This is a genomic window from Streptomyces sp. NBC_01454, assembly GCF_036227565.1.
Classification (GTDB): domain Bacteria; phylum Actinomycetota; class Actinomycetes; order Streptomycetales; family Streptomycetaceae; genus Streptomyces.
In genome coordinates this window covers 1421950-1438707 of the sequence record NZ_CP109460.1, presented here as the reverse complement: position 1 = coordinate 1438707, position 16758 = coordinate 1421950, and the positions used below count along the sequence as shown (strand labels likewise).

The window sequence follows — 16758 nt, the reverse complement described above, 5'->3', positions numbered from 1 at the left end:
GGCCGCCGCAGCCGAGGTGGCCCGGTCCAGCATTGCGAGGCAGCCGTGGCCACGAGTGTGCGACACACCACCCTGACCCTTCCCGCCGCCCCCCTCGGCCCGGACAACCCCCTCCCTGCCCTGCACGCCACCGACGACCCGCACCGCCTCGCACTCGCGCCGGACACCCGCCTGCCCGACGGCATGGCGCGCCGGATCGACTACGAGCCACTGCGCTCGATCCTGCCGACCCGGATGCGGGACGGCTACGGACGCGTCCGCCGCAGCACCGACATCGAGGCGCTGGTCCTGGAGAACGACCGGCTGCGCGCCACCGTCCTGCCCGGCCTCGGCGGCCGGGTGTACTCCCTGCACCACAAGCCCACCGGTCGTGAACTGCTCTACCGCAACCCGGTGTGGCAGCCCGCGGCCTTCGCCCTCAACGGCGCCTGGTTCTCCGGCGGCATCGAATGGAACATCGGCGCCACCGGACACACCACCCTCTCCTGCGCCCCGCTGCACGCCGCCCGCGTCCCGGCGCCCGACGGCGGGGAGATGCTGCGGCTGTGGGAGTGGGAACGGCTGCGCGACCTGCCCTTCCAGGTGGACCTGTGGCTGCCCGACGGCTCCGACTTCCTGCACGTCGGCGTGCGGATCCGCAATCCGCACCCGCGCACCGTGCCGGTCTACTGGTGGTCCAACACCGCCGTTCCCGAGGACGAGGGCACCCGCGTCCTGGCCCCCGCGGACGAGGCCTGGCACCTCGGCTACGCACGGACCCTGCGCCGCGTCCCGGTGCCCGACTCCGAGGGCGCCGACCGCAGTTATCCGCTGCGCAGCGAGTATCCCGCCGACTACTTCTACGAGGTGCCCGACGGCGCCCGCGGCTGGATCACCTCCCTCGGCGCGGACGGCCGCGGCCTGGTGCAGACCTCCACCGGCGCGCTGCGCGGCCGCAAGCTCTTCGTGTGGGGCGCGGGCCGGGCCGGGCGCCGCTGGCAGCAGTGGCTCACCGCACCGGGCACCGGCGGCTACGCCGAGATCCAGGCGGGCCTGGCCCGCACCCAGCTGGAGCACGTACCGCTGGAAGCGGGCGGCGAGTTCGCCTGGCTGGAGGCGTACGGACCGCTGGCGACCGACGCCGCGACGGTGCACGGCGCGGACTGGGCCGCGGCCCGTACCGAGGTGGAGACCCGGCTGGAGGCCGCCCTTCCGCGGGCGGACGTCGACGCCGCCTACGCCGCCTGGCGTCCGTACGCGGACCACGAGCCGAAGGAGTCGCTGGCCACCGGCTCCGGCTGGGGCGCGCTGGAGGTGGCCCGCGCCGGCCTCGATCTGCCGGGGACACCGTTCGAGGCGGACACGCTGGGCGCGGAGCAGGAGCCCTGGCTGACCCTGCTGACCACCGGTGACCTGCCGGCCGCCGGCCCCGTGCCCGGACCGGCGCTGGTCGCGCCGGCCTGGCGCGAGCTGCTGGAGTCCGCGGCGCCGGGGCCGGCCACCGACTACCACCTGGGTCTCGCCCAGTGGCATGCCGGCGACCGGGCCCAGGCCGTCCGCAGCTGGGAGCGGGCGCTCGCACAGGGGGCCGGCTGTCTGCCGCTGTACTGCCTGGCCGTTGCCGAGTCCGTGGCGGGCGAGCCGGCCCGCGCCGCCGACCGGTACGCGCAGGCCTGCGAGGAGGCGGCACGGGCGGCCTCGGAGGAGGGGCCCCTGGCCCGTGCCTGGCAGGCGGTGCTGCCCGCGCTCGCCCGGGAGGCGGTGCCCGCGCTGCTCGCGGCCGGCCGGACGGAGGCGGCCGCGCAGCTGCTGGCGGGTCTGCGGCGGACCGTTCCGGCCGACGGCCGCCTCGAGCTGCTGACCGCCCAGGTGCTGCTGGCCCAGGGGCAGCCGGCCGCGGCCCGGGAGATCTTCGACGCCGGATTCGAGATCGCCGGTCTGCGGGAGGGCGACGAGACGCTCGGCGACACCTGGTACGCCATCGCCGAGCTGCTGGTCGCGGCCGGCGGACCGGTCACCGAGGACGTTCGCGCCACGGCCCGCGCCACCCATCCGCTCCCGGAGCGGTACGACTACCGGATGCGGCCGTAGGCCAGGCCGTACGCCATCGCGGTGACCCCGCCCGGCCGTGGAATGATCCCGCGCTTTCGGGTGTTGTGGCGGATCATGAAGGCAATCAGCACGCCGAGCTATGGCGACCCCGAGGTCCTCGCATACTCCGACCTGCCCGACCCCAAGGTGGCCCCGGACTCGGTCCTGGTCCGGGTCAAGGCGGCCGGGGTCAATCCGGTGGACTGGAAGATCCTCGCCGGCTATCTCGACCCGATCATGGACGTGCACTTCCCGCTCATCCCCGGATGGGACGTGGCGGGTGTGGTGGAAGCCGTCGGCGCGGACGCCACCGAGTACGCGATCGGTGACGAGGTCATCGGCTATGTCCGCAAGGACGCCGTCCAGCAGGGCACCTACGCCGAGCTGGTCGCCGCGCCGGTGCGGACCCTGGCGCGCAAGCCCGCCTCGCTCAGCTGGCAGCAGGCCGCCGGGCTGCCGCTGGCCGGCCTGACGGCCTATCAGTCGCTGGCGCGGGTGGACGCGAAGAAGGGCGAGACGGTCCTGGTGCATGCCGCCGCGGGCGGTGTCGGCTCGCTCGCCGTCCAGATCGCGGTGGCCCGGGGTGCCCGGGTCATCGGCACGGCAAGTGAGGGCAACCACGCCTTCCTGCGGTCCCTGGGAGCCGAGCCGGTCACTTACGGCGACGGACTCGCCGACCGGGTGCGGGCCCTGGCACCCGAGGGCATCGACGCGGCCGTGGACTTCGTCGGCGGGGGCGTCGTGGAGGTCTCGCAGGAGCTGCTCAAGGACCGCAGCCGGGTGGCCTCCGTCGCCGACGGCGAGGTCACGGGCAAGGGCGGCCACATGGTGTGGGTGCGCCCGGACTCCGCCGATCTGACCGCGCTCGGCGCGCTCGCGGACGCCGGGAAGCTGACCGTGCCGGTCGCCGCCGTCTTCCCGTTGTCCCGGGCCGCCGAGGCGCTGCGGCAGAGCATGGCCGGGCGGACCCGCGGCAAGATCGTCCTTGAGGTGTCCTGACGGCGGACCGTCGTCGCCTCGGCGGGCAGGGGGCCGGGGCCGCTCAGGCGCCGGCGTCCTGCTTCCGGTCGACGTACTCGAAGATCGAACCGTCCGGGTGGCGGGCGACCAGATTGCGCCCGATCGGCGTCGGCAGCGGACCGGCGATGATGTCCGCGCCGACCGCCGTGAGGTCCGCGACCGCCTCGTCCACATCCTTGACGGCGAGAGTCGCGGTGATCTTGCGCAGCACCGACAACTCCGCCTCGGGGCCGCTCATCAGGAAGAAGCACCCGACGGCGGCGACCGCCACCCCGCCGCGCTGGAAGCGGATCGCCTCGGCGCCGGTCAGCCGTTCGTAGACGCCGATCGAGGCATTGAGATCGCTGACGCACACCCGCAATGAGGTCCCCAGAATGTCCATACGGGCAACCCTAGTTGGGACCCCGCCGGGACGCGATCACTGCGCCATGATCAGACCGTTCCGGGCGGCGCCCCGTGACAGCACGATCGTCCGTATGGCGTCCCGGGCCCGGAGGTAGTCGCCGCGCCCGGGCTGCCGGGCGAGCGCCGCATTGAGGTTCACCACCCGGAACCCGTCGGAGATGTCGGTGAGTTGGGGGAGGAACTCCGCCTTGCGGACCGTCCAGCGCCCGCCGGGTGCGGACGGCCCGGCGAAGGTGAAGCGGGCCATCGAGCTCTGGTTGCCGCGGCCGTCCGGCTGATCGCTGTGGTTGAACATCCGGCCCGCCAGCTGGTCACCCATCCCGTAGACGACCCAGGTGCCGTTGACCTTCTCGTAGGCCTGCGGGACATGCGCATGGGTGCCCAGGATCAGATCGACGTCGGGCCGCCCCGCGGTGCGTGCGGCGGTCAGCGTGCGGGCCAGGGTGCGCTGTTGCTCATCCGGCTCCGGCTGCCATTCGGTGCCCCAGTGGACGCTGACGACCACCACGTCCGCGCCCGCCCGCCGGGCCGCGCGGGCATCGGCAATGATCTTCTTGGCGTCAATGAGATTGACCGTCCAGGGCGCCTTGCCGGGCAGCGGGATGCCGTTGGTGCCGTAGGTGTACGAGAGCTGGGCGACCTTCGCGGGGCCGGCCCTCAGCAGCGCGGGCCGGCCGGCCTCGGCGGCGGAGCGGGCCGAGCCGGTGTGGCGCAGGCCCACCGCGTCCATGGCCCCCAGGGTGCGGCGCACGCCGTCGGCGCCGTCGTCGAGGGTGTGGTTGGAGGCCGTGGAGCAGGAGTCGTAACCGGCGTCCTTCAGGGCGGCGGCGACCTCGGGCGGGGACTTGAAGCTGGGGTAGCCGGTGAACGGTCCGCCGTCCCTGCCGTAGATGGTCTCCATGTGGCAGATCGCCAGGTCCGCGCCGGAGACCACCGGCTTCACCCCGGCGAACATGGTGCGGAAGTCGTGGCCGTGGCCGCGGGCGTTGCCGCCGGACTGCTCGATGATCTCGTGGTGCGGCAGGACGTCGCCGGTGGCCAGCAGGGTGAAGCCGGCGGAGGCCCGGGCGGCGCCCGGCGTGGCGGGCGCCGGGGGGCGTGCGGGGCCGGCGGAGTGCGGGGTGCCGCAGCCCGCCGCGAGGAGCGCGAGCGTGGCGAGGGCGGCCAGGCGCTGTATTCGGGTCACGCTCCCCATCCCTACCGGCACCGGGAGGATTTCTCCGCCGGGGGAGGGGTGCGGCTGGGCCGTCAGGGGCAATCACGGGGCCATCCGCGTCAGCGGGGGGGCGGCCGCCCGCCCGTCGTCTCAGCGCCGGGTGGGCCCGGCCCGGCGGCGGGCGGCCGCCGGCGCCGCCGTGGTCAGACGCGGCACAGCAGCTCGCCGTGCAGGACGGCGAACCAGCCGTCCTCCTCGGCGCCCCAGGCCCGCCAGGCCCGGGCGATCCGGTCCAGCTCCGCCGCCATGGCGTGCCCGCCGTCCACCGCGGTCCGCGCGAACGAGGAGCTGACCGTGCGCTCCGCCCACAGCTCGCTCCACCAGGACCGCTCCTGCGGGGTGCGGTAGCACCAGGTGCCGGCGGTGGCGGTGATCGCGTCCGGGGTGAAACCGGCCTGCCGTGCCCAGGCGTGCAGCCGGCGTCCGGCGTCCGGTTCGCCGCCGTTGGCGCGGGCCACCCGCTGGTAGAGCCGCAGCCAGTCGGTCATCCCGTCGGTCTGCGGGTACCAGGCCATGGCCGCGAAGTCCGCATCGCGGACGGCGACGATTCCGCCGGGCGCGGTGACCCGGCGCATCTCGCGCAGTGCCTGGACGGGGTCGCCCACGTGCTGGAGGACCTGATGGGCGTGCACGACGTCGAAGGTGTCGTCGGGGAAGTCCAGTGCGTGGACATCGCCGACCGTGAAGCGGACGTTGGTCAGGCCCCGTCCGGAGGCCGTGGCGCGTGCCCGGTCCAGCACCTCCGGGGCCCGCTCCAGGCCGGTGACATGGCCGTCCGGCACCAGGGCGGCCAGATCGGCGGTGATGGTGCCGGGGCCGCAGCCGATGTCGAGGATCCGCAGGTGCGGCCGCAACGCCTCCAGCAGGTATCCGGCCGAGTTGGCGGCGGTGCGCCAGGTGTGGGAGCGCAACACGGACTCGTGGTGGCCGTGGGTGTAGACGGCGGATTCCTGCGGCATGGTCGACTCCTTACGCGGGCGGGGTGGGTGACCGCCGGCGCGCGGGCACCGCCGGTCACCGCCCGGGCGGTGCGCACCACGGCGCGGCCGCCCTGTGGCGTGGTGCACTCACCGTACGCCCCAATCTCGCATCCTGAGAGTGGAGTCTCATCATTCGGGCAGCAGGCGGTAGACCCGCAGCGCCTCGTTCTGCTTCTCCAGCGTCAACTCACGTGCCGCGGACGCCACTTCACCGTCGAACGCCAGCTGGGTGTCCTGTGGGATCTCACTGATCTGCAGCCGCGACAGACGCGCCTCACCGAGCACCGGAGAGCTGCGCGGGGTGCCCATCAGCGCCGCGACGAGCAGCCGGGTACGGGCCAGCCGGCCGCCGTGCACCACCCGGACGTCGAGCACGCCGTCCGCCAGATCGTGCCGCCGCACCGGCGCGAATCCCAGCCCCCGGTACTGGCAGTTGCCGACGAACAGCAGCCATACCGCCCGCCGCTCACCATTGATCCGCAGGGACAGCGGCTCGGCCGTGCGCAGCACCTCCCACGCCGCCAGGATCCCGGCCGGCCAGGCACCGATCCGGCCCGCCCACCGCTCGCGGATCCGCACCAGCTCCGGATAGGCGCCGATCGAGAAGGTGTTGAGGAACTGGTGCCCCTCCAGATGCGGCCCGGCCCGGAAGTGCGCCACGTCCACCGCCACGGCCTCCCCGCTCTCCACCGCGCGCGCCGCCTCCGCATAGGTCTCGATCCCCAGGTCGTAGGCGAAGTGGTTCAGGGTGCCGCCGGGCAGCACCGCGAGCGGCAGCCCGTGCCGCGCCGCGACCGCCGCGGCCGCGTTGACGGTGCCGTCGCCGCCGACCACCCCCAGCGCCCCGCCGAGCGCGAGGGCCCGCTCGGCGGCGTCTTCCAGGGCCTTGTCCAGCGGCTCCCCGTCCTCCCCGCCGCACACCGTCACCTCGGCCTCCGGCAGCACCCCGTGCACCTCCGCGGTGCGGTCCGGTACCGGACCGCCGCGCTGTCCCGAACTCCGGTTCGCCACCACGACCAGTCCGCGGCCGGCCGGCAGCGCCGGAGCCTCCACGCGCGGTCTGGCCGGCGGCGCCAGCTGGGCGCGGGTCGGTGCGAAGCCGCGGACCGCGAACGCCGCCCCCGCCCCCAGCGCGGCACCCGCCAGCACATCACCCGGATAGTGCACCCCCGTATAGACGCGGGAGAACGCCACCGAGGCGGCGACCGGCGCCAGCGCCAGCCCCCACCACTTGTTCTCGAAGGCGACACCGGTCGCGAAGGCCACCGCCGAGGCCGCGTGCCCCGACGGGAAGGAGGAGGTGACCGGCTGACGCTGCAACTGCCGTATGACCGGCACCGCGTCCAGCACCGGGCGCGGCCGCCGTACGGAGCCCTTGCCGAGCGTGTTGACCGTCGCCGACGCCACCGCCAGCGAGGCCACGCCGCGCAGCGCGGCCCGGCGCACCGGCCGGCCGCCCAGTGCGGCCGCGCCCGCCGCCAGTCCCAGCCACAGCAGCCCGTGGTTGGCGCTGCGGGTCAGCCGGGGCAGCACCCGCTGGGCGCCCGGCCAGTCGCGCGTGGCAATCAGGTCGAAGGTCCGCCGGTCAAGATGGCTCAGTAGCGATCGCATGGGCCACCTTGTACCCCAGAGCGGCCGGAACAGGCAGGAACCCGGGGCATGTGCCCGCCGGGGCGTCACGGCGGGCCCGGGGGGCTTCCCGGCCTGCGCGGACCGTGCTTCCATGCCCGGATGATCAGGAGACGGCACGACACCGACCTCGACGCCTGTGCGGCCGTGCTGGCCGCCGTGCACACCCACAGCGGCTACCCGCACCACTGGCCGGACGACCCCGTGAGCTGGCTGACCCCCGACGGGCTGAGTGCCGCCTGGGTCGCCGAGGCGGACGGCACGGTCGCCGGCCATGCCGCGCTGTGCGGGCGGGAGATCAGCCGGCTCTATGTCGCCCCCGCCGCCCGTGGCGCGGGTCTCGGCCGGCGCCTGCTGCGCACCGCCGAGGCGGCGGCGACGGCCCGCGGACTGCGCCCCGTACTGGAGGTGAAGACCACCGACACCGCGGCCATCGCCCTCTACGAGCGGCTGGGCTGGCTCCGCGGCGGCACCGAGCGGCAGGAATGGGGACCGGGCGAGGTGGTGTGGGTGCACCGCTACGCGGCCCCGGCACGGGACGCGCCCCCCTCCTGAACGCCGGTCCCCCTCCCCGCTGCCGTGTCGCCCCGTCGCCACCCCCGTGATCTGCCAAGGTGGACGGGCCGCCCGTCGGGTGACGGGCCCACGATCGACCCGCCGTCGCGGAGTGGAGGCACGGATGCAGCGGACCGCCCCGGATCCGCGGCGGGAACCGGACCCGGACCCGCCGGTGGGCCTGCCCGTCCTCCCGGACCTCGTCGCCCACCTCTCCGCGGCCGCCGACCGCACCGAGGCCGACCCCCCGGGCGGCGCCGCACCACTGCGCGCCGCCGCCTGCGGCTACTGGGAACGCCGCGGCCTGCCCACCGCCCCCGACCGGGTCCTCGCCGCGCCCGGGGCGCCGGCCCTGCTGCTCGCGCTGTTCGCCGCGGCCGACGGCGCGGTGGTGCTGCCGCGGCCCTGCGCCGAGTGGTACGCGCCGCCCGCCCGGCTGCTCGGGCGGCCCGTGCACCTCGCGCCCGTACCGGCCGAATCGGGCGGCGTGCCCGACCCGTTCGCGCTGTTGGAGACCGTCCGCCGGGCCCGGATGCACGGCGACTCCCCGCGGGTGCTGGTGCTGTCCGTCGCCGACGACCCGACCGGCACCTGCCCCGCCCCCGAACAGCTCCACGAGGTCTGTGAGGCGGCGGCGGAGGAGGGCCTGTGGATCATCAGCGACGAGACCCGCCGCGATCTGCTGCACGATCCGCACGACACCGTGCTGCTCAGCCCCGCCGAGATGCTGCCCGACTCGGTCGTCGTCCTCACCGACCTGCGCGCCACGCTGGTGCCCGCCTCCTGGCCCGCCGCGCTCGCCCGCTTCCCCGACACCGACCGGGGCACCGTCCTGCGGGCCGCCGCGCTGGACGCGCTCACCGCGGTCGGCGCCCCGCTTCCGGGGCCGGTCGGCTGCGCCGTCACCCATGCCCTCGGCGAACCGGACGCGCTGCGCGCCAGGACGGCCACCGTCGCCCGGGTGTACGGCGTCCTCGCCGCGGCGCTCCATCACACCCTCACCGAGGCCGGTGCGGTCTGCCGACCGCCGCACTCCGGCAGCCATCTCTACGCCGACCTCGAACCCCTGCGCCGCCCGCTGGCCGCCCGCGGCATCGTGGAATCGCACGCGCTGGAGCGGAAATTGGCGCCGTGGCAGGCACGCGGCGGACACCGGTTCGGCGATGCCCCGGGCGCCCTGCGGGTGCGCCTGGGCGCCGAGGCCCTGCTCGGCGACGACCGGGACCTGCGGCAACGCACCCTGGACGCGCCCGATCCGCTGGAACTCGCGCACATCACCGAGGCGTTGACGGCACTGTCCCGCGCGCTGGCCGGACTCACCTCCGCGACGGACGGCTGACGGCCGCCGCCCGGCCCCTATCCAACGGGACAACGGGACAACGGGACAGGTCAGCCGGCGGGTGCGGCCGGCGCCCCCGCACACCCCTGTTAGCGGGGTGTTAGCGGAGCGGCAGCTTCACGATAGTGGCCCCGAGCAGAGTGGGTGACGTACCGAGGAACCACGACACCGACTGACCCCGGGGGACCCGAGATGAACTCCACCAGCACCGTCCGCACCGTTCGTAGCCGCACCCTGCGCGTGGCCGCCGCGACCCTGACCGCGGCCGCAGCCCTGGCCCTGACCGCCTGCTCCGGCGCGGACGCCGCCGGCGCGAAGTCGGCGGGCCACACGAGCACGAACTCGGCCGCCGCCGAGTCCACCGCCTCGGGCTGGTCCGGGCTGCAGAGCTCCGACGCCAAGGCGGACGTCACGGGCAAGCAGTCGGGCAGCGCGCACGCCGCCGCGGCCAGGGCGGCGTCGCCGGTCCGTACCCAGCGTCTGGCGGACGGCGTGAGCAAGGCCGAGATCTACAAGCTCGGTGACCAGCACTACCGTGCCAAGATCGTCGCCCGTGGTGCGGTCCTGGCCACGCTGGAGACGAAGGGGCACGACGACGGGCTCGACGCCAACGACATGTTCGTCACGCTCACACTGGACGGCCAGGTGCACTCCTGGATGGGCGGCGGACACCAGGGACCGGGCACCTTCACGCTCGCGGGCGGCTGGACCGCCAAGGTCACCAAGCTCGGTGAGCTGCGCTACCGCGCACAGATCATCGGCCACGACGGCGTCGCCGCCACGCTGGAGACCCACCAGCACGACGTCGGCCTCGACGCCAACGGCAGCTACCTCGTGCTCAGCAACGGCGGCATCATCAGCGCCCACGCGTAACAGCCCACCCGACCGCGGCGGTGGAGCTGTCTCCGGCGGGACGGCTCCACCGCCGCAGTGCCCGAAGCGTCCGAGTGTCCCTGGAGACCTCAGCGACGGGCCCCGCCGTCCCTCCCGCCCCGTCCGAGGCGCCGTCGGAGCGCCGGCGCCGCGCTGATCAGCAGGGTCAGGCCGATGGCCAACAGCACGCCCTGCCACGGCTCGCCGAACAGCGAGCCGCTCAGCAGCCCGATGAGCTGGTACGCCGCCGCCCAGGCCAGACAGGCCGCGATATCGCCGCGGACGAACCGCCGCAGCGGCATCGCCGAGAGCAGACACGCCAGCATGACCGGGATCCGCCCGGCCGGCACCAGCCGCGACAGCACCAGCACCAGGACTCCGTGCTCGCGCAGCCCGGCCTGCGCCCGCTCCAGGCGCTCCGGCGCGGCACGGGCCCGCAGCCGCGCCAGCCAGCGCGAGCCGCCCGGGGAGGTGGTGCCGCGCCGCCCGAGCGAGTACAGGCCGACATCGCCGAGGAACGCGGCCAGCGAGGCCACCGCGAACACCAGCAGCAGGGCGAACGGCGAGGTGTGGTGGAAGGCCACCACCGCCGCCGAGCTGACCAGAGCCCCCGTCGGCACCACGGGCACCAGGGACCCGAGCACCACCAGCAGGAACAGCGAGGGGTACCCGACCGCCTGCTGCGTCGACTCCGGCGGCACGCTCCGCACCAGCTCACCCAGCAGGGTCATCGCACGACCCGCGGACGTACCGACTCGCCGTGCCCCAGCCGGTGCACGGTGACCCCGGGCGCCACCGTCGCCATCTGCCGTGCGAACTCGTGGCCCGGCGCATGGAATTCGTGCGGCCGTACGGCGTCCATGCCGATCGGCCAGTACGTGCCGTAGTGCACCGGGACCGCGCTGCACGGGGCCAGCCGCGCCGCCGCCTGCGCCGCCCGCCGTGCGTCGAGATGCCCGTGCCCGAGGAAGGGACCCCAGCCGCCCACCGGCAGCAGCGCCACCTCGCAGGGGCCGACCGCGTCCGCCATCTCCTCGAACAGCCCGGTGTCGCCGGCGAAGTAGGTGCGTGCCGCGCCCTGCACGACATAGCCGAGCGCCGGCACCCGGCGCGGCCCGCAGGGCAGCCGCCGCCCGTCGTGCGCCGCCGGCACCGCCCGCACCGTCACCGCGCCCGCCCGGCACTCCTCGCCCGCCCGCAGCTCGGTGATCCGCAGCGTCCGGACCGCCGCCACCCGGCGCAGCCCCGGCACCGCGGCCGTCGCCCCGCGCGGCACCACCAGCCGGGTCCCCGGCGCGAGGCGGGCCAGCGAGGCGGGGTGCAGATGGTCGGCGTGCAGATGGGAGACCAGGACGAGATCGGCCCGCGCGGCCTCCGGCGGCGGCAGCGCGCCCCGCCGGCGCCGCAGATGCGCCAGCCGGCGCACGAACAGCGGATCCGTCAGCACCCGCACCCCGGAGTCCTCGACCGTCACGGTGGCATGCCCCCACCAGGTGACCTTCACCGACACCGCGCACCTCCCGTCCCGACACGCCGCACCGCCCGCCCTCGGGTGCGCCGCTTCCGATCGTCCATCATCCGGCCGGAAAGCGGGTGCCGGGGACGGGACCGGCGGGGGCGGGACCGGGCGCGGCCGGGTGTGCCAGGCTGGTCAGCACGTCCGCGCGGCCGGTGCGGGCCACAGCGTGAGGCGGGACGGCGTGCGGATTCCACGGTGGAAATCCCTCAGCGGCGCCCTCTTCCGGGTGCTCGCGGTCTGGCTGGTCTCCAGTCTCACCCTGCTCGTCCTCGCCGCCCTGCTGCCCGACTTCCGGCTGCAGTCCGCGAACGGCGAAAGCCTCACCCGCACCGCCGTCACCGCGGCCCTGGGCTCCGGTGTGTTCGGGCTGCTCGGCGCCGTGGTGTGGCCGCTGCTCGTCCGCGCCCTGCTGCTGGTGCCGGCGCTCGTCCTGGGTCTGCTGGTCTTCTTCCTCAACGGCTCCCTGCTGCTGCTCGCCCTCGATCTGATCCCCGCGGGCCGCGGACAGGCCGCACCCCAGACGGCGGTGATCGTCGCGGCCGTGATGTCCGCGGCTTCCTCGGCGACCTCCGCCTTCCTCGCGGTCCGCAACGACGAGGCCTATCACCGCAGACTCGTCCGGCTCGCCGGGCGCCGCCACCGCCGCGCCGCCCGTCGCCCGGCCACCCCCGGCACCGTCTTCCTCCAGCTCGACGGGCTCGGCCACGACCTGCTGTGCGAGGCCACCGGCGGCGAGCGGCCGCTGATGGAGACCGTCGCCCGCTGGCGGGACGGCAGCCACCGCCTCACCCCCTGGCGCACCGACTGGTCCAGCCAGACCGGCGCCAGCCAGCTCGCCCTCCTGCACGGCAGCAACGAGGACGTACCGGCCTTCCGCTGGTACGAGAAGGACACCCGCACCCTCGTCGTCAGCAACCGGCCCAGCAGCGCCGCCGCCCTCCAGCGCCGCGCCATCGAGCGCACCGGCGACGGCGGACTGCTCGCCTACGACGGTGCCAGCCGCGGCAACCTCTTCAGCGGCGGCGCCGACCAGGTGGCCCTGGTGATGTCGGTGGCGGCCCGCCGCGGCCGCTACAACCGCTCCCGCGCCGGCTACTTCGCCTACTTCTCCGACCCGGCCAACGCCACCCGTACCGCCGTCTCCTTCGTCGCCGAGGTCGTCCGGGAGATCGTCCAGTCGCTGCGCACCCGCTTCCGCCGGGAGCTGCCGCGGGTCGGGCGGGGCGGCCTCTACCCCGTCCTGAGGGCCTTCGCCACCGTCGTCGAACGCGATGTGGTGGTCGCCGCGGTCATCGGCGACATGATCGCCGGCCGAACCGCCGTCTACGCCGACCTCGTCGCCTACGACGAAGTGGCCCACCACTCCGGGCCCGCCCACCGCGATGCCCTCCAGGTGCTGCGCAGCCTCGACCGGTCCCTGGCACTGATCGCCCGGGCCGCCCGGCACGCGCCCCGTCCGTACCGCATCGTGCTGCTCTCCGACCACGGCCAGAGCCACGGCCCGACGTTCCTGGAGCGCTACGGGCTGAGCCTGCAGAACCTGGTGCGTGCCGGGTGCGGGCTGCCGGTGCCGCGGCGCGCGGGGCGCAGCCCGAGCGGTGCCGAGGCCAGGGAAGCGGCGCGGGCCGCGCTGCACCGCCCCGAGGAGCCGGACGGGCCGCGCCCCGGGGAACGTCCGGAGCCGGGCTCCTCCCACCCGGTCGTGCTGGCGTCGGGAAACCTCGGCCTGGTGTCGTTCCCCGACGTGCCCGGCCGGATCACCCGCGAGGAACTCGACCGTCGCCACCCCGCCCTGCTGGCCACCCTCGCCAACCACCCCGGCATCGGCTTCGTCCTGGTCCGCTCCGCCGCACACGGCCCCGTGGTGCTCGGACCGGCCGGCGCCGAGCACCACCTCGCCACCGGGCACCTCATCGGGGCCGACCCCCTCGCCCCGTTCGGTGACGGCGCCGCCGAGGCCGTACGCCGCACCGACCGCTTCCCGCACACCGCCGACCTCATGATCAACTCCGCCTGTGACCCGGCGACCGGCACGGTGCACGCCTTCGAGGAACAGATCGGCTCCCACGGAGGGCTGGGCGGCGCCCAGAGCCACCCCTTCCTCCTGTGGCCCGCCGAGCTGACCCCGCCGGTCCCCGATGGCGCGCCGCTGACCGGCGCGGAACAGGTCCACCGGGTGCTGCGCCGCTGGCTGGCGGAGGCCGACGGCCCGCAGCTGCCTCTGGGATCCACCGTGGACGAACTGCGGCGCGAGGCGCCCGCACCCGAAGATTTTTCACCGCCGGGACCTCCCCCGCGGGACAAAGACCGCTGATTTTGGCGGGCGCCACCGATCGCGGACGATGAACCCCGCCCGGTAACCCCGGGTGCACAGCGCACGACGAGAGGCCCGCCACGACATGAACGACCGGCACACCCGCCGCTTCGGTCTGGGAACCGCCACCTGCCTGGTGATGGGCAACATCATCGGCGGTGGCATCTTTCTGCTGCCGGCGTCGGTGGCTCCGTTCGGCACCGTCAGCCTGGTCGCCTTCGGCGTCCTGACCGTCGGTGCCGTAGCCCTCGCCCTGGTCTTCGGCCGGCTCGCCGAGCGCCACCCGGACACCGGCGGCCCCTACGTCTACGCGCGCGAGGCGTTCGGTGACTTCGCCGGCTTCCTCTCCGCCTGGTCGTACTGGACCATGACCTGGGTCAGCAACGCGGCGCTCGCGGTCGCCGCCGTCGGCTACGTCCACGTCCTGCTGCCCGGCCACCCCTCGAAGGGCACCGACCTCGCGGTCGCGCTGATCGCCCTGTGGCTGCCGGCCGTCGCCAACTTCGCCGGCACCCGCTACGTCGGCCTGGTCCAGATGGTCTCCACGGTCCTCAAGTTCGTCCCGCTGCTCTTCATCGCCGTCGTCGGCCTGTTCTTCTTCGACCCGCACAACCTCGGCGCGTTCCACGAGGGCGGCGGCAGTGCGCTCGGCGGGATGTCCGCGGCCGCCGCGATCCTCCTCTACTCCTACGTGGGGGTGGAGTCCGCCGCGATGAGCGCGGGCGAGGTCCGCGACCCGGAGCGGAACGTCGGCCGGGCCACCGTCCTCGGCACCGTCGGCTCCGCCGTCGTCTACCTCCTGGGTACCGTCGCCGTCTTCGGCACCGTCGCCCACGACAAGCTGGTGAAGTCCAAGGCGCCGTTCTCCGACGCGGTGAACGCGATGTTCGGCGGCCACTGGGGTGGCACCGTCGTCGCCCTCGCCGCCGTCGTCTCGATCCTCGGCGCCCTCAACGGCTGGACCCTGATGAGCGCCCAGTCCCCGTACGCCGCCGCCAAGGACGGGCTGTTCCCCGCCCCGTTCCTGACCAAGCGGCGCGGTGTGCCGACCTTCGGCGTCCTGGCCGCCGCGGTGCTCGCCAGCGCCCTGACGGTGCTCAACTACCTGACCGGCTCCGGTGGCGTCTTCGAGATCCTGGTCCTGATCACCACCTTCTCGGCGACCGTGCCCTACCTTCTCGCCGCCGGCGCCCAGGTCTACTTCCTGCTCACCGGCCGCCGCGACAAGGTCCGCCCCGCCCGCTTCGCCCGCGACCTCACCCTCGCCCTGACCGCCTTCGGTTTCACCTTCTGGCTCGTCGCCGGGGCCGGCTACGCCGCGATCTACCAGGGCGTGCTGTTCCTCTTCGCCGGCATCCTCGTCTACGCCGTCATGGCCGCCCGTCGTACGGCCCGCCAGGAGGAGGACCGGGCCGCGGCATCCGGCGCTACTCCCGGGCGGCCCGCAGCGGTTCCCCCACCCGCCGCAGATGACGCAGCGCTTCCGCGTACGACCTGAGCAGTCCGGTCTCGTGATACGGGACCCCGATCTCGGCGCAGTACGCCCGCACGATGACCTGCGCCCGGCGCAGATGCGGGGTCGGCATGCCCGGGAAGAGATGGTGCTCGATCTGGTAGTTGAGCCCACCGAGCAGCACATCGGTCAGCGGCCCGCCCCGGACATTGCGTGAGGTGAGCACCTGCCGCCGCAGAAAGTCCGGCCGGGCGTCCCCCGTCAGCGTCGGCATCCCCTTGTGGTTCGGCGCGAACGTACAGCCCAAATACACGCCGAAGGCGGCCTGGTGGACGAGGAGGAAGGCCAGCGCCTTGCCGGGGGACAGCACCAGGAACAGCGCGCTCAGGTAGAGCACCACATGTGCCAGCAACAGTGCCGCCTCGCTTCCCCAGTGCTTCATCGTGGGGGACCGCAGCGCCCGGAAGCTCGCCACCCGCAGATTGAACCCCTCCAGCGTGAGCAGCGGGAAGAACAACTGCGCCTGATAGCGGCCGAGGAAGCGGGGCAGCCCCGTGGCGGCCCGCGCCTGGTCCCGGGACCACAGCAGGATGTCCGGCGCCACATCCGGATCCAGCGCCTCATGATTGGGGTTCGCGTGATGCCGGGTGTGCTTGTGCATCCACCAGCCGTACGACATCCCCACCCCGAGGTTGCCGAACAGCCGCCCACCGACCCCGCTCGCCCGGCGCCCGCGGAACACCTGCAGATGCGCCACATCATGCGTGACCAGCGCCACCTGCCCGAACACCAGGGCCAGGAACAGCGCCACCGCCAGCTGCCACCAACTGTCCCCGACCACGAAGAACGCCCCCCACCCCCCGACGACCCCCGCACCCACCACCAAGAGCCGCACCGCGTAATACCCCGGCCGCCGCTTCAACAGCCCCGCCGCCACCACCCGCCGCGCCAGCCGCGCAAAGTCACTGCCGGCATCCTCCGCCGACCCACCCGGCAGCGGAACGTTCTCATCTCTCTCAAGACCCTCAAGTCGCGTCGTCGTCATACGCCCGAGTCTGGTAACCCGCCCCGCCCCACGACATCCGGTGGGCACCCGGGGGAGACGGGGGGTTAGCGGTAGGGGGTGGGGGTGGTGGCTTCACCCCGTCGCACCGCGGTCAGCCCCAGAAACCCATGCCCGGCTCCCGACGGTGAGCACCGACTCAGCCCGCGCCCTTCGCCACCGCAACAGGCGGCGTAGTCAGGCGAGTTGCTGCCTGGGGGTCACGTCTATCACCGACTGATGCCTCCGTAACTGAGGGACTTCCGGAGCGAGATGCCGCACTCACGAGATGCCGCAATCCGCGGAGATCTCACACTCCGCCGTGCCACGATGACCTTCTGCG

At 74.3% G+C, this 16758-nt stretch carries 14 protein-coding genes; 7 read left to right on the top strand and 7 right to left on the bottom strand.

Annotated features, from left to right (window positions below):
* Positions 1-45: 45 nt before the first annotated feature.
* Entirely contained in the window at positions 46-2070 is a 2025-nt protein-coding gene (locus OIU81_RS06130) for a DUF5107 domain-containing protein (protein ID WP_329144636.1), read from the top strand.
* Positions 2071-2145: 75 nt separating this feature from the next.
* A complete protein-coding gene (locus OIU81_RS06125; protein WP_329144635.1) occupies positions 2146-3069 on the top strand; it encodes an NADP-dependent oxidoreductase in 924 nt (307 codons plus the stop codon).
* 43 nt (positions 3070-3112) lie between these two features.
* Here OIU81_RS06125 and OIU81_RS06120 read toward each other — a convergent pair whose 3' ends face one another.
* The 4 genes from OIU81_RS06120 to OIU81_RS06105 all read right to left on the bottom strand — a co-directional run bounded on the left by OIU81_RS06120 (position 3113) and on the right by OIU81_RS06105 (position 7302).
* Positions 3113-3472, bottom strand: coding sequence for a VOC family protein (locus OIU81_RS06120; protein ID WP_249636690.1), 360 nt, complete (start codon positions 3470-3472; stop codon positions 3113-3115).
* A gap of 36 nt (positions 3473-3508) precedes the next feature.
* Complete coding sequence (locus tag OIU81_RS06115; protein ID WP_329144631.1) at positions 3509-4690, bottom strand: CapA family protein; 1182 nt, start codon at positions 4688-4690, stop codon at positions 3509-3511.
* 164 nt (positions 4691-4854) lie between these two features.
* On the bottom strand, positions 4855-5670 hold the full coding sequence (locus OIU81_RS06110) for a class I SAM-dependent methyltransferase (RefSeq protein ID WP_329144629.1): 816 nt from the start codon (positions 5668-5670) through the stop codon (positions 4855-4857).
* 150 nt (positions 5671-5820) lie between these two features.
* Positions 5821-7302 carry a bifunctional phosphatase PAP2/diacylglycerol kinase family protein gene (locus OIU81_RS06105; protein ID WP_329144627.1) on the bottom strand — a complete coding sequence of 494 codons (1482 nt, stop codon included), beginning with the start codon at positions 7300-7302 and terminating at the stop codon, positions 5821-5823.
* Positions 7303-7422: 120 nt separating this feature from the next.
* Here OIU81_RS06105 and OIU81_RS06100 point away from each other — a divergent pair, with 120 nt between their 5' ends.
* From OIU81_RS06100 to OIU81_RS06090, 3 genes are all read left to right on the top strand, one after another.
* Positions 7423-7875, top strand: a complete 453-nt coding sequence (locus OIU81_RS06100) for a GNAT family N-acetyltransferase (protein ID WP_329144625.1) — start codon at positions 7423-7425, stop codon at positions 7873-7875.
* A gap of 124 nt (positions 7876-7999) precedes the next feature.
* Complete coding sequence (locus tag OIU81_RS06095; protein ID WP_329144623.1) at positions 8000-9214, top strand: aminotransferase class I/II-fold pyridoxal phosphate-dependent enzyme; 1215 nt, start codon at positions 8000-8002, stop codon at positions 9212-9214.
* 192 nt (positions 9215-9406) lie between these two features.
* Positions 9407-10087, top strand: a complete 681-nt coding sequence (locus OIU81_RS06090) for a hypothetical protein (RefSeq protein ID WP_329144621.1) — start codon at positions 9407-9409, stop codon at positions 10085-10087.
* An 89-nt stretch (positions 10088-10176) separates the two neighbouring features.
* Here the strand turns inward: OIU81_RS06090 and OIU81_RS06085 are convergent, their stop codons facing one another.
* The gene (locus OIU81_RS06085; RefSeq protein WP_329144619.1) at positions 10177-10818 is read right to left on the bottom strand and encodes a DedA family protein; all 642 of its coding nucleotides are present in this window, start codon (positions 10816-10818) and stop codon (positions 10177-10179) included.
* Positions 10815-11597 carry an MBL fold metallo-hydrolase gene (locus OIU81_RS06080; RefSeq protein ID WP_329144617.1) on the bottom strand — a complete coding sequence of 261 codons (783 nt, stop codon included), beginning with the start codon at positions 11595-11597 and terminating at the stop codon, positions 10815-10817. The genes OIU81_RS06085 and OIU81_RS06080 overlap by 4 nt, the downstream gene beginning before the upstream one ends.
* 190 nt (positions 11598-11787) lie before the next feature.
* On the opposite strand from OIU81_RS06080, the gene OIU81_RS06075 reads away from it, so the two are divergent.
* Both OIU81_RS06075 and OIU81_RS06070 read left to right on the top strand, forming a co-directional pair.
* The gene (locus OIU81_RS06075; protein ID WP_329144615.1) at positions 11788-13920 is read left to right on the top strand and encodes a phage holin family protein; all 2133 of its coding nucleotides are present in this window, start codon (positions 11788-11790) and stop codon (positions 13918-13920) included.
* An 85-nt stretch (positions 13921-14005) separates the two neighbouring features.
* The gene (locus OIU81_RS06070; RefSeq protein WP_329144613.1) at positions 14006-15418 is read left to right on the top strand and encodes an amino acid permease; all 1413 of its coding nucleotides are present in this window, start codon (positions 14006-14008) and stop codon (positions 15416-15418) included.
* On the opposite strand, the gene OIU81_RS06065 is transcribed toward OIU81_RS06070, so the two are convergent.
* Entirely contained in the window at positions 15348-16418 is a 1071-nt protein-coding gene (locus OIU81_RS06065) for a fatty acid desaturase family protein (protein ID WP_329144611.1), read from the bottom strand. The two genes, OIU81_RS06070 and OIU81_RS06065, sit on opposite strands and share 71 nt — an antisense overlap.
* Positions 16419-16758: the final 340 nt, after the last annotated feature.